Annotated in this window: 18 protein-coding genes; 11 read left to right on the top strand and 7 right to left on the bottom strand. The window is 38.9% G+C overall.

Features of this window, described 5'->3' with window-relative positions; all coding sequences use genetic code 11:
- Positions 1 to 57: 57 nt before the first annotated feature.
- Positions 58 to 243, top strand: coding sequence for a hypothetical protein (locus DRW42_RS21085; RefSeq protein WP_113950816.1), 186 nt, complete (start codon positions 58 to 60; stop codon positions 241 to 243).
- 122 nt (positions 244 to 365) lie between these two features.
- On the opposite strand, the gene DRW42_RS21080 is transcribed toward DRW42_RS21085, so the two are convergent.
- From DRW42_RS21080 to DRW42_RS21065, 4 genes are all read right to left on the bottom strand, one after another.
- Positions 366 to 551, bottom strand: coding sequence for a hypothetical protein (locus DRW42_RS21080; RefSeq protein ID WP_113950815.1), 186 nt, complete (start codon positions 549 to 551; stop codon positions 366 to 368).
- A 44-nt stretch (positions 552 to 595) separates the two neighbouring features.
- Positions 596 to 1,693, bottom strand: coding sequence for a CapA family protein (locus DRW42_RS21075; protein WP_113950814.1), 1,098 nt, complete (start codon positions 1,691 to 1,693; stop codon positions 596 to 598).
- A 232-nt stretch (positions 1,694 to 1,925) separates the two neighbouring features.
- Entirely contained in the window at positions 1,926 to 2,483 is a 558-nt protein-coding gene (locus DRW42_RS21070; RefSeq protein ID WP_113950813.1) for a C40 family peptidase, read from the bottom strand.
- A gap of 161 nt (positions 2,484 to 2,644) precedes the next feature.
- Positions 2,645 to 4,234, bottom strand: a complete 1,590-nt coding sequence (locus DRW42_RS21065; protein ID WP_113950812.1) for a TlpA family protein disulfide reductase — start codon at positions 4,232 to 4,234, stop codon at positions 2,645 to 2,647.
- 300 nt (positions 4,235 to 4,534) lie between these two features.
- Between DRW42_RS21065 and pdhA the strand changes: the two genes are divergently transcribed.
- The 10 genes from pdhA to DRW42_RS21015 all read left to right on the top strand — a co-directional run bounded on the left by pdhA (position 4,535) and on the right by DRW42_RS21015 (position 15,067).
- A complete protein-coding gene (gene pdhA, locus DRW42_RS21060; protein ID WP_113950811.1) occupies positions 4,535 to 5,530 on the top strand; it encodes a pyruvate dehydrogenase (acetyl-transferring) E1 component subunit alpha in 996 nt (331 codons plus the stop codon).
- Between the two features lie 30 nt (positions 5,531 to 5,560).
- Complete coding sequence (locus DRW42_RS21055; protein ID WP_113950810.1) at positions 5,561 to 7,225, top strand: pyruvate dehydrogenase complex dihydrolipoamide acetyltransferase; 1,665 nt, start codon at positions 5,561 to 5,563, stop codon at positions 7,223 to 7,225.
- Positions 7,226 to 7,348: 123 nt separating this feature from the next.
- Positions 7,349 to 8,170: a HipA family kinase gene (locus DRW42_RS21050; RefSeq protein WP_147243788.1), complete on the top strand. Its 822-nt coding sequence runs from the start codon at positions 7,349 to 7,351 to the stop codon at positions 8,168 to 8,170.
- Position 8,171: 1 nt separating this feature from the next.
- Positions 8,172 to 9,017, top strand: a complete 846-nt coding sequence (locus DRW42_RS21045; protein WP_113950808.1) for a hypothetical protein — start codon at positions 8,172 to 8,174, stop codon at positions 9,015 to 9,017.
- A gap of 148 nt (positions 9,018 to 9,165) precedes the next feature.
- Positions 9,166 to 10,950 (top strand): DUF885 domain-containing protein, encoded by a 1,785-nt coding sequence (locus DRW42_RS21040; RefSeq protein WP_113950807.1) that lies wholly within the window; start codon positions 9,166 to 9,168, stop codon positions 10,948 to 10,950.
- A gap of 197 nt (positions 10,951 to 11,147) precedes the next feature.
- Positions 11,148 to 11,699 carry a cupin domain-containing protein gene (locus tag DRW42_RS21035; protein ID WP_113950806.1) on the top strand — a complete coding sequence of 184 codons (552 nt, stop codon included), beginning with the start codon at positions 11,148 to 11,150 and terminating at the stop codon, positions 11,697 to 11,699.
- A 68-nt stretch (positions 11,700 to 11,767) separates the two neighbouring features.
- A complete protein-coding gene (locus DRW42_RS21030) occupies positions 11,768 to 12,997 on the top strand; it encodes a serine hydrolase domain-containing protein (protein ID WP_113950805.1) in 1,230 nt (409 codons plus the stop codon).
- A gap of 6 nt (positions 12,998 to 13,003) precedes the next feature.
- Complete coding sequence (locus DRW42_RS21025) at positions 13,004 to 13,987, top strand: hypothetical protein (protein ID WP_113950804.1); 984 nt, start codon at positions 13,004 to 13,006, stop codon at positions 13,985 to 13,987.
- 22 nt (positions 13,988 to 14,009) lie between these two features.
- Positions 14,010 to 14,315 (top strand): YbaB/EbfC family nucleoid-associated protein, encoded by a 306-nt coding sequence (locus DRW42_RS21020; protein WP_113950803.1) that lies wholly within the window; start codon positions 14,010 to 14,012, stop codon positions 14,313 to 14,315.
- A 74-nt stretch (positions 14,316 to 14,389) separates the two neighbouring features.
- Complete coding sequence (locus DRW42_RS21015; RefSeq protein ID WP_113950802.1) at positions 14,390 to 15,067, top strand: metal-dependent hydrolase; 678 nt, start codon at positions 14,390 to 14,392, stop codon at positions 15,065 to 15,067.
- A gap of 199 nt (positions 15,068 to 15,266) precedes the next feature.
- On the opposite strand, the gene DRW42_RS21010 is transcribed toward DRW42_RS21015, so the two are convergent.
- The 3 genes from DRW42_RS21010 to polA form a co-directional block, all read right to left on the bottom strand.
- Positions 15,267 to 15,605, bottom strand: coding sequence for a hypothetical protein (locus DRW42_RS21010; protein ID WP_113950801.1), 339 nt, complete (start codon positions 15,603 to 15,605; stop codon positions 15,267 to 15,269).
- Between the two features lie 156 nt (positions 15,606 to 15,761).
- Complete coding sequence (locus tag DRW42_RS21005; RefSeq protein ID WP_113950800.1) at positions 15,762 to 16,631, bottom strand: energy transducer TonB; 870 nt, start codon at positions 16,629 to 16,631, stop codon at positions 15,762 to 15,764.
- A gap of 1 nt (position 16,632) precedes the next feature.
- On the bottom strand, positions 16,633 to 19,440 hold the full coding sequence (gene polA, locus DRW42_RS21000) for a DNA polymerase I (protein WP_113950799.1): 2,808 nt from the start codon (positions 19,438 to 19,440) through the stop codon (positions 16,633 to 16,635).
- Between the last annotated feature and the right edge of the window lie 106 nt (positions 19,441 to 19,546).

Genomic DNA, 19,546 nt, shown 5'->3' with positions numbered 1-19,546 from the left:
TTTTGTGCTCTAAAAACAAAAGTGTGAATATATTGTCTTTATCCTAAAGATAAACCCATGAACGTAAAACGCACTTTTGGAACCATTTTAACCATTTTAGGGATTATAGGCTTAATTTATGCCGGTTATGGTTTTGTAAATCACAATCAAAATACAAGGGGATTGATGGTTTACGGCATCATCGGCCTTATATTCTTTGTATCAGGCATAGGCCTTGTAAAAAATACAAAGGATGAGAGTTAATTTATCTCTTCTTCTGAATTTTCTGGACAGCAGAAAAAGTACAACCGCCGCGCCAATGGCCAGGCCAAGATAAATCCCATCTTTAAAGTTTCCGGCCTTCGTAGCGTCTAAAATAACGAAGGTCATTTTTGTCTCTTTTTGTTTTTGATAATCTGGTACTGGCTAAAAGCAACTAAACAGCCCGCCAGAATGATAATTCCTGCCGATAACAGATTCTTTGGGTTTTGCTGAATATAGTATGCTGCTGCCAAAACCATAAGCGCTGCTGCAATACCGATAATATAATGAAGTATTAATCCCGTTTTCATAAAGCAAATATTCTGAATTAAATCGAGATTGATGTCGTAGAAAATTAATCTTTTAAACTGATTTTGTTATCGGCAAAATTAAGCTGGTGACCAATGAAATCAATATCGGTTAGTTCTTTGATGCGTTTAAAAGCACCATTGTTTTCATCAAGGGTTAAACGGTTAATTTTATCCTGCTTGATGGATACCACATCAGCATACAGAAAATCGCCTTTGGCATTTATTTTAAGCTTTAGCAATGGAGCAATTCCGTTATTGCCTTTTAGGCTGAACATGCCGTATGTGCAGAAATTGCCCAAACTATAGGCGATGAACTTGTTTTTATAAACTTCAACAGCTCTTGCTACGTGGGGTCCGTGGCCCAATACCACATCCGCGCCGGCATCAATCACGGCATGTGCAAAGGCATAAACATTACCCCTGTTTTCTTTATAAAATATCTCGTTTTTGCGTGGCACATGTTCAAACCTGGCACCTTCGCCTCCACCGTGGAATGATACAATTACAATATCGGCCATGGTTTTTAAACGGGCAACCAAAGCTTTTGCACTGTCGATTTTATTGATTGATACCGTGTTTTCATTCGGTGCAAAAGCACAGAAAGCATATTTTATACTATCTTTTTCAAAAACTTCAAATGGTTTGTTTACCTGTCCCGCATAATGGATTTGTAGCGAATCTAAAATCCTTGCCGTATTTTTTCTTCCTTTGGCATCAAAGTCGCCAACGTGGTTATTGGCAATGCTCAATACATTAAAACCAGCGCTTTTGTAAATTCCGGCATAACGTTCAGGCATTCTGAAAGCATAACAATTGTTCGGGTTAATGCCATTGCATTTGTTCGAATTGCCCGAGTTGAGGAAACAGCCTTCCAGGTTCCCGAAAACGATATCGCCTTTTAACAAACTGTCAACTGCCTGAAAACTGTTAACAGCATCATCAGGCGGAAGGTTTGTTTTTGAAGGAAAAGCCGAGCCAAGCATGATGTCGCCAACAGCAGTGATCGATATGGTATCCTTTATTTTTCGGATTACCGTATCTTCTTTGGCAAGGGGTGCAATAATCTGTGCATTATTGCTGGTACAACTGATCAGGATGATAACAACGAAGGGTAAGATCAGGATGGTGTTGATGAGCTTCATTAGGTGTTTATTATACTCGTCATATCGACCGGAACGTAGTGGAATGGAGATATCTATCTCTGCAGACTTTGGTTCGCAGAGCCTTGGGATTCTCGACTATGTTCACTCCGCTCGAAATGACGGTCTGGAATTGTGTTAAACAAAAAATCCTCCGAAATTTCTTTAGGAGGACTGTATATTTTGAATGATTGACTGTTAACTGAAAATTGTGCACTGTTAACTGCCAGCTGAACTATTCTACTTCAAATTCTTTTTTGAACGATTCTAACACACGCCCACCCTTGTAAAAGTAACGGCTGTAATAAGGTTCGTTCAGGTTGCTGATTACCACACCACGCGAACTTGATGCATGTGCGAATCTGTTGTCGCCAAGGTAAATACCAACGTGTGAAATACTTCTGCTTTTAATTTTGAAGAAAACCAGATCACCCTCTTTCAGGTCTTCTTTAGATAATGGATCTACCATGCTGAAAATATCACGCGAATTTCTTCTGATGGTAGTGTTGAAAACTTTGTCGTAAATCGCTTTAGTAAAAGCCGAGCAATCGATGCCCCTTTTGCTGTTTCCACCATAACTATACGGCGTTCCGATCCATTCGTATATAAATTTGTAAAGTTTTAAATTGGAGGTTGCATCTACCGCAACACCCATCACCTGCGAGAAATATTGCGATGCAAGGTTATCAGGGTCATTTAATTCTTTACCAGATTCTTTTGTTTTTGTTTGCGCAAATGCGGTTGAGAGCGTGCAGATAGCGATTAGGGATGAAAACAAAAATTTTTTAATCATGTTATACAGTTATGTTTGGGTATTCACTTACACATTAACGTACACCACATGGGCTTATTGTTGGTTGTCAAAAGTATTGATTATACAAATGTTATCCAAATGTAATGTTATAAAAATTGAAAGTTATTAACATTTTTATTTTTTTTAACGTTTTGCAGTGTCTATTTCTTTAATGCATTATCCAATTCCTGAATTATTCTTCCACCAAAGCCTGATGGATCCGAAGCATTATTATTGGCAATAGTTCCATCTTTATTGATTAAAACATAATGCGGTATACCATTAATATTATAAGCTTTACACACGGGATTTTTAACCCAACCTTCTGCGATCAGGTTTATGCCGTCTAATTTATATTTCTTTAGCCCCTTTAGCCATTCGTCCTGTTTTACATCCACACAGATATTCAGAAACACAATATCGCGGTCTTTATACTTTTCATGCAGTTTAGGTACATAGTTTTCGATATCGTAAATGCAGGGACCGCAATAAACGCCCCAGAAATCGATGTAAACTACCTTGCCTTTAAAATCGGAAAGTGAAACATCTTTTCCGTTTTCATTTTTCAGGGTAAAATCTGGTGCAGTTAGCCCTGGTTTTAATGTTTTTGCAACATTATAGCTTTGCAATAAAATATCTTTAAAGTAATCTGTTTTACATTCGGGTAAAAATTTGTTGTAAACTTCTTCTACTTTGTCAAAATCATCATAATTAAAACTGTGAACAATACATTGGGTAATAAACCAATCTTCGATAAGGGTAGAAGCCAAACTCGATCTTCCTATATAATAATATTTAAGGGTTTGATTGGGTATTGGCGATGAGCTAAATACCAGTTTGGTATATTGAGTAATCGGTGCCGAATCATTGAACCTTAAATAATTATACATGAAACTCCTGTAATCGGGAACATTTTTCAGGTATTCCTCACTCGAAATTTTGTATACATTCGGATCTCCGTCTAATATCGCGTACTTGGTGAAAGTATAAACCTTTCCATCAGAAGCTTTTATGGTTCTTTTTTCCAGTTTAAATGTGCTGTCTTCTTTAACTTTCAGGTTATATTTGTTCAGCAGGTTGTTACCTCTTAAGGTAGATAAATAGCTATAGTACTTTCCTACAATCAGGTTTTGGTAAGGGATTTGGTTTTTAAGCTCAGGGAAAGTTTTTTCGGCTTTTAGCAGGGTTTTTACAACTTCGTTAAATTGGTTATTGATCAGTTCGTACTTTTGATCAGGCGTGTAGCTATCACGCTTTTTGTACAGATCATCCTGTAGTTCATTATATGCATTGCGGTGCTTTAGGTATAGTTCCCATTCTGTTTGCAATAGAGCATTCCGTATTTTTTTATTGCTTTTAACTTTAAAGGTATTCAATAGGTTTTTATTGTCCCAGGCCAGTTCGATTGTATCCTGGTCATTAAGCGTAAAAGTGATGGCATCATTATTTAAATATAAGTAAAGTTCCTGCGTATTAATGATGGGAAAACTTTGATTAAAACTTCCATCCTTATTAACGATTATCGAATTGCCGTTGTTATTGATATAATCTGTAATGGCGAGTTCAAAAAATTTATCCTTAAAGTTTTTAACTTTTCCTTTAATGACAATTGTTCCCGGATTTCCGAAGTTCTTAAAAAGTGAATCTTGCTTTAATTTATAGTTTTCGTTGCCAGGTTTAAGAGGTTTTGTTTGAGAAAAGCCATAAAATGAGCTGAAAAGGATTAATAAAACAACAAAAATTGGTTTCATAGGGCGTTAATATTTAGAAAATTATGAGAAACAGGTCTTTCAGGTAAAAATTATGGTCAGTTGCCGTTTTGCAGAATTAAATTTCATGATAAATTAAATGGGCTGACTTGATAAATGGCCAACTCCAAAAACCATAAAATGGGTGTTTTTGATTCGTTAACCTGTTCAGCACCTATTTAATTGTAAAACAACTGTTAATTCTGATTTTAGCCCTTATACTATGATGTTTTTACACTTAAAAGTGCCAAAAATTACAATAAAAAAATTAGATTTGCTGTCGCAAAAAACAAATACCCTAAAATGAGTGCAGTAGAAATAAATAAAGATACCTGGTTAAAGTGGTTTGAGTCGATGTTGCTGATGCGCAAATTCGAAGAGAAAACCGGCCAGTTATACGGACAACAAAAAATACGTGGCTTTTGTCATTTATACATTGGACAGGAAGCTGTAGTTGCAGGAGCAATATCTGCAATGCAAAAAGGCGATTCAATGATTACCACTTACCGTGATCACGCCCATGCCTTAGCTTTAGGAGTTAGTGCCGATAGTATTATGGCAGAAATGTACGGTAAAGCTACAGGTTGCTCTAAAGGTAAAGGTGGTTCAATGCACATGTTCAGTAAAGAGCATAACTTCTACGGAGGACATGCAATTGTTGGCGGTCAGATCCCACTTGGAGCCGGCGTTGCTTTTGCAGAAAAATATAAAGGTACCGACAATGTTAACATTTGTTATATGGGCGATGGTGCGGTGCGCCAGGGTGCATTAAACGAAACTTTTAACATGGCCATGCTTTGGAAATTACCTGTTGTTTTTGTTTGCGAAAACAACGGTTATGCCATGGGTACTTCGGTACAACGTACCACCAACATGACTGATATTTATAAAATTGGTTTAGGTTTTGATATGCCATGCGCACCTGTGGATGGTATGGATCCGGTTGCTGTTCACAATGCAATGGATGAGGCTATTCAACGTGCACGTAAAGGTGAAGGACCAACTTTCTTAGAAATGAGAACGTACCGTTATCGCGGTCACTCGATGTCCGATCCGGCTAAATACCGTACCAAAGAAGAATTAGAAGATTACAAAGCTAAAGATCCGGTTGAACTTGCTAGAGAAACTATTCTTAAAGAAAAGTATGCAGACGAAGCCTGGATTGAAGAAGTAGAAGCTAAAGTAAAAGCAACTGTTGATCAGGCAGTGAAATTTGCTGAAGAATCTCCTTGGCCGGATGCATCTGAGTTATACAAAGATGTATACATGACCGAGAACTACCCTTACGTAATGGACTAATATTAATAAGATTTCAATTAATTAGATATAATGGCTGATGTAATTAAAATGCCCAAAATGAGCGACACCATGACCGAAGGGGTTTTGGCGAAGTGGCACAAAAAAGTGGGCGATAAAGTGAAAAGCGGCGATGTTTTGGCAGAAGTAGAAACTGACAAGGCAACAATGGATATGGAATCTTATTGGGATGGTACCCTTTTATACGTAGGTGTAGAAGAAGGATCAGCTGTTCCTGTTGATGCCATCATGGCCGTTATCGGTAAGGAAGGTGAAGATTATAAAGCAGCTTTAGAGGCTGAAAAAGGTGCAGAAGCTCCAAAAGCCGAAAGCGCTGAAGCTCCAAAAGCTGATGATAAAAAAGAAGAAGCTGCACCTGCTCAAGGCGGTGGTTTAAGCGAAGAAGAATTGGCTGCTAAAGGTGTTACGGTTATCCGCATGCCTTTATTAAGCGATACCATGACAGAAGGCGTAATTGCCGAATGGCATAAAAAAGTTGGCGATAAAGTAAAGGATGATGATGTTCTTGCTGATGTAGAAACCGATAAGGCAACTATGGAAGTAATGGGTTATGCAACGGGAACTTTATTACACATCGGTGTAGAAAAAGGCCAGGCTGCTAAAGTAAACGGAATTATCGCAATTGTTGGCCCGGAAGGAACTGACGTTAGTGGAATTTTGGCAGGCGGTTCTGCTCCAGCTGCTAAAGCTGAAAGTGCAGAAGCACCAAAAGAAGAAAAACAAGCTGCAACGGCTGATTCAAATACTGCTGCTCCTGTGGCAGAAAGTTCTTCAGACAGCCGTGTTAAAGCATCTCCTTTAGCTAAGAAAATTGCTAAAGATAAAGGGATTGATTTAGCCCAGGTAGCAGGTAGTGCAGAAGGTGGCCGTATCATTAAAAAAGATATCGAAAACTTTAAGCCAGCTGCGGCTCCGGCCAAAGCAGAGTCTGCTTCAGCTCCGGCTGCAGAGAAAGCTGCTGCACCAGCACCGGTTATTCCTACTTATGTTGGCGAAGTTAAATTTACCGAAGCTCCGGTTTCGCAAATGCGTAAAGTAATTGCAAAACGTTTGGCCGAAAGTTTATTTACTGCTCCACACTTCTACTTAACCATCAGTATTGATATGGACAACGCAATGGCTGCACGTACTGCAATCAACGCTGTTGCTCCGGTTAAGGTTTCTTTCAACGATATCGTAATTAAAGCGGTAGCCGTTGCATTGAAAAAACACCCGGCGGTTAACTCATCATGGGGTGGCGATAAAATCAGGTTTAACGAGCATACCAACATTGGTGTAGCCATGGCTGTTGAAGACGGTTTATTGGTACCGGTTGTACGTTTTGCTGATGGTAAATCTTTATCACACATTTCGGCTGAAGTAAAAGACTTCGGAGGAAAAGCAAAAGCTAAAAAACTACAGCCAGCAGATTGGGAAGGTTCTACTTTCACCGTATCTAACTTAGGCATGTTTGGTATTGATGAATTTACATCAATCATCAACTCTCCTGACGGTGCAATTTTATCAGTAGGTGCTATCCAACAGGTTCCTGTAGTTAAAAATGGCGCTGTTGTTCCTGGTAACGTAATGAAATTAACTTTAGGTTGCGATCACCGTGTGGTTGATGGTGCAACCGGAGCGCAGTTCTTACAAACATTAAAAGGTTTATTAGAAGAGCCGATCAGGTTATTAACTTAATCAGTTAGCAATTCATAGTTTTCAGTTTTACACTGACTATAATATTTAAAGCCATCCTTAGGGTGGCTTTTTTGTTTTGGGCCGAATATTTATATCTTGCAGTATAAAAGTGAATTCTAATTTGTGAAGCAACTACAAACTATTCAGGAAGTCCATAAAATGTTTAATACTACAGGGAGCAATCCTTTATTGGTTACCTGTAATGATTTAAATGATTGGGTTTGCAAATACGATAAATTTCCAAATTATTTGTTTAATGAATTGGTTGCTTCAGAGTTTGGAAAATTATGGGGCATTAATATTCCGGAAACATCCCTAATTAAGGTAAAAAGAGAACACGTTCCCGTTGAAAGGTTTCCAAAACTGCAACTTAATCTTTTTGATAAGGATTGCTTCGGATCTTTATATATTGAAAACACAAAAGAGATTGATTTGACTTTTACGCCCTTATTTAAAGAAAAAAGTTTTAGAGATAAGGTTTTAGTGAAATCAGACTTTTTAAAGATAGCTTTATTTGATCTTTGGTTAGCAAATGAGGATAGGAATTACAATAATAATAATCTCCTTATGCATTACGCGAAAGATAATAGCCTTTCATTTTATGCAATTGATCATGTTGCAATTTTTAATTCGAGTTTTTTAAATTACGGAATACAGGCTTTAACTGAAAACGAAAGTATTTTAAATACGGATCTAGCCAGATTGTTATTCGCAAATGATAGGAAATTAGGAGAAACTGTAAATAAACTAATTGAAAATTTTTACCTTTGCACGAAAGACTGTGAGACTAGTTTAGTTAACATACTTGCATTGGTGCCAAATTCTTGGGCTATAGATACTGTCGAAATAAGATCAAAAATAGAACAATATTTGTTTAACGATGCTTGGAAAAAACAGTGTGAAGACCACTTTAGAGCTTTTATACATTCTTTAATACTTTCCTAAAATGAAAACATTATTTTCCATATTATATGTTCCAGTTAATGCTATCCTTGATGAAAAGGTAAGTATTGGATTACTTATGTTTAATGGTGAGCAACATTTCTTCAAGTATTCTGCATCTAAATTGCTAGCTATAAAAGGCTTATTAGATAGTGAAAGTAATATAATCTTAAAAACTTATTTAAGAACCCTAGAAAAAGAGTTAAATAATGGTGTTGAAAATGCAGAAGAATTATTTAAGTTAGGCAATACATCCAGAGTTAATTGGGTAAATACTTCCTACATTTCATACCTCTCAAAATATTCAAATAACTTAGTGCAGTTTTCTGAAGCCAAGATGATAGATATTGAACTTAGCACATCAAATTTTAAAAGGATTTTTGAAAAGTATATATTTCAATATGATGAAGCTATTGTGGCGGATAATAGTTTTGATATATATAAGAAAGTAAAAACAAAACTTTATCCTAATATTATTGGAAAAGTTAACGTTGATAGAATAGTTACTCCCAATGATTTTAAAAATTTAATTGCACCTGTTGAGGTTAATTTTATAGGTGTTAATGGAGTGCCTGTTGCTGGGCAAGCTATAAATTTTGAAAAACAACATTATAATCTGGAAAATGATGTGACGAGATTTGTTGCATTAACAAAAGCGTTAGAATTAGATGGGCAAAAAGATGGAAAGTATTTTGTTTTGGGAAGAGAGCCAAAAGTAAATCATGATAAAAACCATTTAATGTGGCAACAAATAAGAGACTCTGATTTCTTGGAATTTGTTGATATAGATGAGATTGGAATAGTTGAGGACTATATTAATGATAAACACGTTACACCTTTTTTTAAATAGGCATTAATAAAGTTTACTTATTAAAAAATAATATTTGAAGCATTTTCTTATTTTAAAGCCATCCTTTAGGGTGGCTTTTTTGTGTTTAAGGCTTTTAGTATATGGTCAATAATTTGTTATTTTTGATCAGATACCAACTTAAACCCAAATGAAAAAAACACTCCTTTTTGCTGCATGCATTACCGCATTGCTTGCCTGTAAGCAAAAAAACAGTTCCGGTTCTAATGATGGTGCAGAAAACAAAGCATTTGCTGCCCTGTGCGAACAGTACTACCAGGATGGATTAAAATTGAATCCCCTAAATGCCACTTACATCGGCGATGAACGTTATAACGATCTTTTGGCCAACGATGGATCGCAGGCTTATTTAAAAGATTATAAAGCCCTTAACCAGCGCTATCTGGACAGCCTGGGTAAATACGATCGTGAAACGCTAAGCGCAAATGATAAACTATCTTTCGATTACCTGAAAGATCAACTCGAAATCAATCTTGAAGGATTAAAATACCATTCAGAATACCTGCCATTTAACCAGATGATTGCCTTGCCCCTCACCATTGGTCAACTGGGGTCAGGAACAGGTGCCCAGCCCTTTAAAACCGTAAAAAATTACGAAGATTGGTTAAAACGCGCAGCTGCATTTTCGGTATGGGCCGATACTGCTATCGGAAACTTCAAAAAAGGTGCAGCAGCAGGTATTGTACTGCCCAGAGCACTGGTGGTAAAAATGATCCCCCAGATGCAGGGCATGGTAGTGGCCAAACCTAAAGAAAGTTTATTTTATGGCCCGGTTAAATTAATGCCGGGCAGTTTTTCTGCGGCCGATAAGCAAAGGTTAACCGATGCGTACCGTATTTCGATCACCAATGTAATCATCCCAACCTATAAAAAACTGGGGGATTACCTGCAGAACGATTATTTGCCAAAAAGCCGTGCTACTTCTGGTTATTCTGCTATGCCGGGTGGATTAACCTGGTACACTTACCTGGTAAAACAACAAACCACCACCAATAAAACACCCGAAGAGATTTATCAAACCGGTTTAAAAGAGGTGGCGCGTATTAAAGGCCAGATGGACAGCATTAAAAATCTGGTTGGCTTTAAGGGCGATTTAAAGGCCTTTTTCGAATACATGAAAACCGATAAAAAATTTATGCCTTATAAAACGCCGAAAGAGATTTTGGATGCCTTTGAGAATATCCACCAGCGCATGAAACCAAACCTGAAAAAGATGTTTGAGGTAGAGCCTAAAACCCCTTTCGAAATCCGCCAGACAGAAGCTTTCAGGGCTGCGTCGGCCAGTGCAGAGTACAATCAGGGTTCGGCAGATGGCTCGCGTCCGGGAATATTTTATGTACCGATTTTAGATGCCAGAAAGTTCAACATTACTTCAGGGATGGAATCGCTTTTTCTTCATGAAGCCATTCCTGGGCACCATTACCAGATTTCGTTAACCCAGGAGAACAAATCGTTGCCTAACTTCCGCCGTTTTGGCGGGCACAATGCTTATGTAGAAGGCTGGGCACTATACTGCGAATCGTTGGGTAAAGAACTGGGCCTTTATCAGGATCCTTATCAGCACATGGGCGCACTGGGCGATGAAATGCACCGTGCCATCCGTTTAGTAGTTGATGTAGCCATCCACACCAAAAATATGAGCAGGGAAGATGCCATTAAATACATGACGGATAATGAAGCCATCAGTACCGAAGGTGCCACTGCAGAAATTGAGCGCTACATGGGCATGCCTGCGCAGGCTTTAGGTTACAAAACCGGTGCCATGAAAATACGCGAGCTAAGGATTAAATATGAAAAAGAACTGGGTCCGAAATTTAAACTGGCCGCTTTTCATACCGCGGTTTTAAAAGACGGATCTTTCCCGCTTTCTGTTTTTGAAGCTAAAATGGATGCCTGGGCGGAGCGCCAGAAATAAGAGATAATCGTTATTTGCGTATAGCCTACCACGAGGTCATCATTTCGAGCGAAGTGCAGCGCAGTCGAGAAATCTGTCTAGGTAGATCTCTCCGCTCCGCTATGCTCCGGTCGAGATGACGACCGCTTTTTAACCCAATTCATCAAATCTCTAAACCCTTTTCCAATTCCTTTGTTAATGATTAAAACACCCTGGTTATGGACAAAGATAAATTGATACAAGAAGCTTACTTAGTTGCGCATAAAATAGAAGAGAACGGCAATTTCCCAAATAACCCTGCTTTGCCATTAATGATTTATAAAGGTACTTTCAGGTTACATCCCGATGATAGTGAAGATGTGATCAGAAAGGTTTTTGCACAGAATGGTTATACCAACTCATGGGTAGATGGTATTTTCGACTATCACCATTACCACAGCAATACACACGAGGTGATGGGCGTATATTGCGGTAAGGCTGATGTGCAGTTTGGCGGCGAGCATGGTGTTTGTATCGAACTGGATAAGGGCGATGTAATTATCATTCCGGCAGGTGTGGCACACAAGAAATTAAACTCAAGCGACGATTTCACAGTCGTGGCTGCCTATCCTAACGGCGCCGATTATAATATGAAATATGGCGAGGCTGATGAGCGCCCGGAGGCGGACGAAGATATAGCAAAAGTAAAAAATCCTGATAGTGATCCCGTTTATGGCAGTAAAGGCCATTTATTTGAGTGCTGGTACAACCAAAATTGCGAAAATGTGTAAAACTCTTTCGTTTTAACCGTCTAAAATTCTTTAATTTTCGGGTTTTAAATACACTATCCCTGAAATAAATGAATTTTCGATATATATGTTCAGCATTAGCCCTCTCTGCAACCCTGTTAACCGCCTGTTCAGGCAAAAAAGCTGAGGAGAAAAAGGCCGCTGAAAAAAAGATCCGTACCAAAGAAGACGATAAAGCCGACAGCCTGTTATTGGTTTACAATCCTGAAAAAGGAGATAAGTGGATTGCTGATTTTGTAGATAACCTGCATAAAAAGTTTGGTTTTAACGGCAATATGCTGGTGGCCAAAGATGGAAAAATCCTTTACGAAAAAGCCATCGGATGGGCCGATTACCTGCACCGCGACAGCTTAAACATCAATTCTGAATTCGAGCTCGCTTCTATTACCAAAACCTTTACAGGCACAGCCATTATGCAATTGGTTGAGGCTGGTAAACTATCATTAAATGATAATGTAAAAAAGTTTTATCCTAATTTCCCTTACGACGGGATAACTGTTAAGTTGTTGCTTTCGCACCGTAGCGGTATGATGAATTACGTTTACTTTATCGATGATATCTGGCGTAAAGAAAAACGCCCGATGAAAAAAGGCGTAACCAATCAGGAAGTAATGGACGTAATTGCTGAGCGTAAACCCAATCCTTACACCAAACCCGATAACCGTTTCCATTACAACAACTCCAATTTTATGGTTTTGGGGGCAATTATCGAGAAAGTAACCGGACAACGTTATTCGCAATACATGATGGAACATGTGTTTAAACCGGCCGGATTAAAACATACCCATGTGTATAGCACAACCGAGTACGAAAAAATTCCGGTTGATGTAGTTGGTCATGATCGTACCTGGCGTTATTCTGTTGCGCAAAACTTTTTGGATGGCCCCGTTGGAGATAAAGGCATTTACAGTACCGTACACGATTTGGTATTGTTTGATAAATATCTGAAAAACGGAAGGTTACTGACCCAAAAAAGCCTCGATTCTGCCTACACTGGTCGTAATAAGCCCGTTAACGGACACTTCAACTACGGTTACGGCTGGAGGATGTTTGATGGCGAAAAAATGGATAAGGTGGTTTACCACACAGGTTGGTGGCATGGTTTCCGCCACATTTATGTAAGAGATTTAAACAAAAATATTGTTATTGTGTTTTTAGGAAACCTCACCAACGGAAGTTTAATGCATCTCGACGATCTGTACAAGCACTTTGATATGCCGATTATCCGTAAGGGGGCTTACCATGGCAACGGAAGTTTGCCTGGCTCTGACGAAGATTAATTTTTTATGGCAAAAACAAAGTGGCTTATTGAACCTGATACATTAACCATCTATCCGAAAAGAAATTTAAGGATAGTTGGACTGATCTTTTTTGTATTAATTGCGGCTTTTATTTTTTATCTGTCAGCAACGCTGCAGGGTTATTCTGCGGGTTTTACCTTTGGCTATTATGGCTTTTTGCTGGTAATCCCCTTACTGCTCATTTTTACAGCAGAAACAAAAGTTATTTTCGACGGGAATAGTAGAACCCTGTATAAAAAGATTGGATTTTTGCCTGCGGGTTCAATACCGTTTGATGATATTGCTGCCGTACAGGCTTACGAAGTATTGGGGAGTGGATTTAATTACAGGCTGTTTAGAAAGAGCAACCGTCATGGTAAGGGAATAATTGTTTCTAATGGTTACAGCAAAGCCGGTAATCCTAACCTGATCCAATTTCAGCAGGAGGTATTGCCAAAAATTGACGAACTGGTTTTTGCCAATGCACCCGTAATTCCAAAGCAGACCATATATGATTTTAAATTCTTTAAAGAAGAAGGAAACGTGTATTTATTGCGTGATAACAAGCTGGGCAGTTTAATCTTTGGATTGATTTTTATAGGTGCAACTGTGGCTATATTGCTTAATCCCGGTTTTATGGCCAATGAAAAGGCTTTTCAAAAAATCTTTTTAACTTTTCTTCCTGCGGCCATTGGTTTAGCGCTTCTTTTTGCCGCCACTTCGAATGTCCGTTTTGATAAAGGCCAGAAAAAGATTATCCGCTCCACATTTGGGGGCCGTGTGGTAAAAGAATACCCTTTTGACGATCTGGTCCGCTTTCAGATTATCCGTAAAACAACCAATTTTATTTACTCCGGTACCGAAGTCAGGGCAGAGATTTTAGTGCCTGCCAAAAACAAAACCACTACTTTAATCCTTAAAAGCTTTACAGGCACTAAAAAAATTGAACGTTTTCTTGATGAGGCGAATACGATTTTAGGCCGGATTTAGTTCTATTATAAAACAAAAAGATATGTTCGATAAATTATTTGCGGCGCAACAAAAAGCCGAAGAAATCAAAAAACGCCTGGATACCATATCGGTTTATGGTGAAGTTGAAAATGGTGCAATTAAAATCACCGCAACAGCAAATAAAGCCATTACCGCAGTAGCCATTGACGAAGAATTTCTAAAAAATGCAGATAAAGAAGAGCTTGAAGAATTATTGTTGACCGCAATTAATAAAGCCCTTGCAAGCGCCGAACAGGTAAGTGCTGCCGAAATGCAGGCATCAGCACAGGATATGCTGGGTGGCTTAGGCGGTATGTTTGGCCAATAATCAATAAACAAGTTTGTCTTGATACTCCTGTCTCAATACTTGATACTCAAAACCCCATACTTGATACTATAATCATGAAATTCACTTATTATGGCCAATCCTGCTTCCTGCTCGAAGCTGCTGGCAAAAAATTATTATTCGATCCATTTATATCACACAACCCCTTAGCTAAACATATCGACATTAAATCGATTGAGGCTGATTATATTTTGGTGAGTCATGGTCATGGCGATCATGTGGCCGATTTAGTTTCTCTTGCTAAACAAACGCAGGCAACCGTTATAGCCATGCCCGAAATTACCGACTGGGTAGCAAAACAAGGCATTGAAAAGGTACACGGAATGAACTTTGGTAAGTTTACCTTCGACTGGGGAGCGGTACGTATGGTGCCCGCCACGCATTCGTCGGGGTTACCTGATGGAAGTTATGGTGGTAATCCGGCCGGCTTTGTACTGGAGCTTGATGGCAAGCAGATTTACTTTGCAGGTGATACTGGTTTAACCATCGAAATGAAGGTTTTGGCCGATATTTATAACCTCGATTATGCCATTTTACCTATCGGCGGAAACTATACCATGGATGTTGATGATGCATTAATTGCAACAAAATATTTTGATTGCGATAAGGTAATCGGCGTTCATTATAATACTTTTCCGGTAATCGAAATTGATGCTAAAGTAGCCGTTGATAAATTTGAGCGCGAAAAGAAAACGTTGTTATTGCCAGAAATTGGTGAGACGATAAGTTTGTAGTTTAATTATTCGTCATTTCGACTGAAGTGCAACGGAATGGAGAAATCTGTCTCGAGGTAGATCTCTCCACTCCACTGCGTTCCGGTCGGGATGACGATTTTTTTTGTGAAGTGCATACTTAAGGAGTAATCCATGTAACGTAAAAACAAAAAAGGCCTCCGATTTTCACCGGAGACCTTTTCAAATTATAAACCTGAACCTAATTCTTTTTAGCAGCTTCTTTGTTTGCTTTGTAGCGCATATCAGCTGTACCGTCTTTTTTGGTCGGACCAGCAACTTTAGTTACTGCCTTTGCTTTATTTTCTTTAAAACGCATATCCGGAGTACCATCTGCTTTTACTTTAGCAGCTGTAGTAGTGGTTTTAGTTTCTACTTTTTTGGCCTCTTGCTTTACACCTGCTTTTACTGGGGCAGTGGTAGTTTTTACTTCTTTTTTAGCAACTGTTTTAGCCTTTGCAGGAGTTGTTGCCGGTGTTTGAGCAAATGCTGTGGTTAAACCAAATGCTGCGATTGCGATTAAACTCAATAACTTTTTCATAATTTTTAGATTTGTTTTTTAATTGTTATGAAGCTTCTTCGTTACACTCAGAGGTTTCATAATTGCTGTTTTACTCGTTTATTTTGTTGATATAAAATTCATAAATCGATATGAAGTTTTAATGAAGATAACGAATATTTTTATTTAACTAAAAAACTAATTAAGGGAAAAACTAATATAGATGTTGTAGGGTGCAGCTATTGTTTTACCGAATAAGGTAGCCGGAATCCAGTCTGGAGATTGTTCCAATACCTTTATGGCTTCCTCTGCTAAACCAATGTGTGGTGCCGAAATAACCTTAATATCTTCTATTTTGCCCGTGTCCGATACTGAAAATGATAAATAAACCTTTCCCTGCGCCCTGCTGTTCCGGGCATCTGCCGGATACCTGATGCTTTTGGCCAGAAACATATAAAACTTCTTCATGCCGCCAGGAAACGTGGGTTCTGTTGTAATTTCGGCTTTGCTTACCGGTTCACCATCTATATCTAAATAAGTGCTGTCTGTTACTTTGCTTTTGCTATCATAAAGCTCTTTAAGCGCAGGTTTACCATCTTCATAGTTAATTTTCCATTCCCCCGTTTTCTTATCTTCAGTATAGTTTCCCGTTGTTTTAGGCGCACCATTTTTCCAATAAGCAGCGTAAGCACCGTTAAGTTTGTCCTGATCGTAAACTTTTGTTTCCTTTGGCTTGTTGTCAGCATCAAAACTTGTCCAAAGGCCAGTTTTTTTGTTATTCAGGTAAAACCCCTTTAACGAAACTTTTCCGTTTTCATACTCCAGATATTCGCCGTTTAACATTTTTAATTTACGGTCGGTAAATGTTTCAGATTTGGTTAATACCTGTTTAGCATTAAAAGTTGTTCTGATCCAGACACTGTCTTTCTTGTAAACTTTAAAAGTTTCCGCCGATTTAGCTTTACCATAATTACCTCCAAAATTGTAAGTAATCAGCGTATCGCTTTTTTGAGCAAGGCAGCCAATAGTAATCAGGCAGCTTAAAATAAATATAGAGAGCGTTTTCATATTAGTGTGCAGCCAGCCAGTTATCTCCTTCTCCGATTTCGACCACAATTGGCACGGTTAATTTTATGGCATTGGCCATTTTATCCTGTATAATGGCTTTCATTGCCTCTTTTTCCGATTTTAACACATCAAACACCAACTCATCATGCACTTGCATGGTCATGGTTGATTGCAGGCGTTGTGCTTTCATTTCTTTATGGATATTAATCATGGCTATTTTGATCATATCAGCAGCCGAGCCCTGAATTGGTGCGTTAATGGCATTTCGTTCGGCAAAACCACGTACGGTCTGATTGGCAGAGTTAATGTCGCGCAAATAGCGTCTTCTGCCCATTATCGTTTCTACAAATCCGTTCTCACGTGCAAAGTTCATGGTATCGCTCATGTAGCGTTTAATGCCCGGATACTGCGCAAAATATTGTTCGATAATTTCTGCTGCTTCTTTACGCGGAATACCTAAATTTTGTGACAAACCAAAAGCCGACTGACCGTAAATAATACCAAAGTTTACCGCTTTGGCATTTCTGCGCTGGGTTCCGTCTACCTCTTCAATGCTTACGCCATATACTTTGGCTGCTGTGGCGGTATGAATGTCGATCCCTTTACTAAAAGCATCCAGCATATTTTCTTCCTTACTGATTTCGGCAATGATGCGCAATTCTATCTGCGAATAATCGGCTGATAAAAGGATATGGTTTTCATCCCTTGCAATAAAGGCTTTACGCACTTCTCTTCCTCGTTCGGTACGGATTGGGATGTTTTGCAGGTTCGGATTATTAGAACTTAACCTGCCCGTAGCAGCCACGGCCTGATTGTATGAAGTATGCACCCTGCCGGTTTTCGGGTTAACCATTAAAGGCAGAGCATCAACATAAGTTGATTTAAGCTTCTGTAACTGGCGGAAATCTAAAATATCCTGTACAATATCACTTTTACTGGCTAAAGCCATTAAAACGTCTTCACCGGTCTGGTACTGACCTGTTTTGGTCTTTTTAGCTTTTGGATCAAGCTGGAGTTTATCAAATAACACTTCGCCCAATTGTTTTGGCGAGGCCAGGTTGAATTTAATTCCTGCTTTATCATAAACATTCTGTTCAAATTTGATAATCTCTGTCTCCAGTTCTTTCGAATAAGCGATCAAGGTTTCAATATCAATACGCACCCCTTCTTTTTCGATATCGGCCAAAACATATACCAAAGGATTTTCAATTTCTTCGGCCAGTTTAGCTGCATTCAGTTCCTTTAATTTCGGCTCGAAAATATGTGCCAGCTGTAAGGTTACATCAGCATCTTCTGCGGCATAATCAACCACATCAATTACCGGAACATCGCGCATGGTAACCTGGTTTTTACCTTTCGGACCAATTAATTTGGTGATCGAAATGGGCGAATAACCCAGGTAGTTTTCTGATAGTACATCCATACCATGGCGGGTGTCGGGATCGATTAAATAATGGGCCAGCATGGTATCGAAAAGTTTTCCTTTTACCTCAACGCCATACCATTTTAATACCAGGATATCGTATTTGGTATTCTGGCCAATCTTTTCGATCGATTCATTTTCCAAAACCACCCTAAATTCATCAACAATCTGCTGGGCTTCTTCCCTAACTGCGGGAACAGGGATATAATAACCCGAACCTGGTTTTATAGAAAAAGATAAGCCAACCAGATCGGCTATGTTGGCATCGGTACCGGTAGTTTCGGTATCAAACGAAATCCGTTTTTCTGCCAGCAATAATTTAATCAAATCAGCACGTTGTTCGGCGGTATCTACCAGCTGATAGTCGTGCTCTGTATTTTCGATGGTTTTGGCTGGAAGTTTTTCTGCCGGTTCTTCTTCGAGTGTATTGGTATATTGTATGGTCTCACCAGATTGATTGCCGAAAAGGTCGGTTTGGGTACCTTCTTGAAAACGGGCGGTGGTAACCGAAAATTCGTCGCCGAATACCCTGCGGCCTAAAGTCCTGAATTCTAATTCGGTAAACAAAGGCTCCAGTAAATCGCGGCTCGGATCACAAAGTTCTAAACTGGCTTCATCCAGCTCAACAGGTACATCCAGTAAAATGGTGGCCAGTTTTTTGGATAACAAACCCTGCTCGGCAAAATTCTCTACATTTTCGCGCTGTTTACCTTTTAGTTCGTGCGAGTTTTCGATAATTTTCTCCATCGAACCATATTGTTTGATCAGGGCTTTAGCCGTTTTTTCGCCAATACCCGGAATGCCCGGGATATTATCAACAGCATCGCCCCATAAACCCAAAATATCGATTACCTGTAATACATTTTCGATCTCCCATTTGGCCAGTACTTCTTTTACGCCCAATATTTCCATATCACTACCCATACGGGCAGGTTTGTAAATGAAAATATTTTCGGAAACCAGTTGTGCAAAATCCTTATCCGGTGTCATACAATACACCTGGAAACCTTTGGCTTCTGCTTTTTTGGCCAGTGTACCAATAATATCATCGGCTTCGTAACCATCAGATGTAATTACAGGAATGTTGAAACCGGTGATCAGTTTAATCACGTAAGGCATGGCAGCAGCAAGGTCTTCGGGCATGGCCTGGCGTTGTGCTTTATAAGCCTCAAAGGTAGTATGCCTTTCTGTTGGGGCCTCAGTATCAAAAACAACTGCAATATGTGTCGGTTTTTCTTTCTTCAGTACATCTAATAAGGTATTGGTAAAACCCATTACTGCCGATGTATTGATACCTGTTGAGGTAAAACGCGGATTTTTACTTAATGCAAAATGCGCCCTGTACATTAGCGCCATACCATCTAGGAGAAAGAGTTTTTTATTCATGTGATTACACCGGTTTAAAGATTACACCGACAAATAGATTTATCGAGTGATAAAAGTAACCAAAGTTACTCATATCACTAAAATGCTTTTTCAACAAAAAAATAAA

It is taken from the genome of Pedobacter miscanthi, from assembly GCF_003315595.1.
Taxonomy (GTDB): Bacteria; Bacteroidota; Bacteroidia; order Sphingobacteriales; family Sphingobacteriaceae; genus Pedobacter; species Pedobacter miscanthi.
The sequence above is the reverse complement of the archived record's forward strand: the minus strand, read 5'-3'. Positions and strand labels throughout refer to the sequence as shown.

Coding starts and splice junctions, on each gene's coding strand:
- DRW42_RS21020 (WP_113950803.1), top strand. CDS start 14,010: ATGTTCGATAAATTATTTGCGGCGCAACAAAAAGCCGAAGAAATCAAA.
- DRW42_RS21025 (WP_113950804.1), top strand. CDS start 13,004: ATGGCAAAAACAAAGTGGCTTATTGAACCTGATACATTAACCATCTAT.
- polA (WP_113950799.1), bottom strand. CDS start 19,440: ATGAATAAAAAACTCTTTCTCCTAGATGGTATGGCGCTAATGTACAGG.
- DRW42_RS21040 (WP_113950807.1), top strand. CDS start 9,166: ATGAAAAAAACACTCCTTTTTGCTGCATGCATTACCGCATTGCTTGCC.
- DRW42_RS21075 (WP_113950814.1), bottom strand. CDS start 1,693: ATGAAGCTCATCAACACCATCCTGATCTTACCCTTCGTTGTTATCATC.
- DRW42_RS21085 (WP_113950816.1), top strand. CDS start 58: ATGAACGTAAAACGCACTTTTGGAACCATTTTAACCATTTTAGGGATT.
- DRW42_RS21010 (WP_113950801.1), bottom strand. CDS start 15,605: ATGAAAAAGTTATTGAGTTTAATCGCAATCGCAGCATTTGGTTTAACC.
- DRW42_RS21070 (WP_113950813.1), bottom strand. CDS start 2,483: ATGATTAAAAAATTTTTGTTTTCATCCCTAATCGCTATCTGCACGCTC.
- DRW42_RS21030 (WP_113950805.1), top strand. CDS start 11,768: ATGAATTTTCGATATATATGTTCAGCATTAGCCCTCTCTGCAACCCTG.
- pdhA (WP_113950811.1), top strand. CDS start 4,535: ATGAGTGCAGTAGAAATAAATAAAGATACCTGGTTAAAGTGGTTTGAG.
- DRW42_RS21035 (WP_113950806.1), top strand. CDS start 11,148: ATGGACAAAGATAAATTGATACAAGAAGCTTACTTAGTTGCGCATAAA.
- DRW42_RS21055 (WP_113950810.1), top strand. CDS start 5,561: ATGGCTGATGTAATTAAAATGCCCAAAATGAGCGACACCATGACCGAA.
- DRW42_RS21005 (WP_113950800.1), bottom strand. CDS start 16,631: ATGAAAACGCTCTCTATATTTATTTTAAGCTGCCTGATTACTATTGGC.
- DRW42_RS21015 (WP_113950802.1), top strand. CDS start 14,390: ATGAAATTCACTTATTATGGCCAATCCTGCTTCCTGCTCGAAGCTGCT.
- DRW42_RS21080 (WP_113950815.1), bottom strand. CDS start 551: ATGAAAACGGGATTAATACTTCATTATATTATCGGTATTGCAGCAGCG.
- DRW42_RS21065 (WP_113950812.1), bottom strand. CDS start 4,234: ATGAAACCAATTTTTGTTGTTTTATTAATCCTTTTCAGCTCATTTTAT.
- DRW42_RS21045 (WP_113950808.1), top strand. CDS start 8,172: ATGAAAACATTATTTTCCATATTATATGTTCCAGTTAATGCTATCCTT.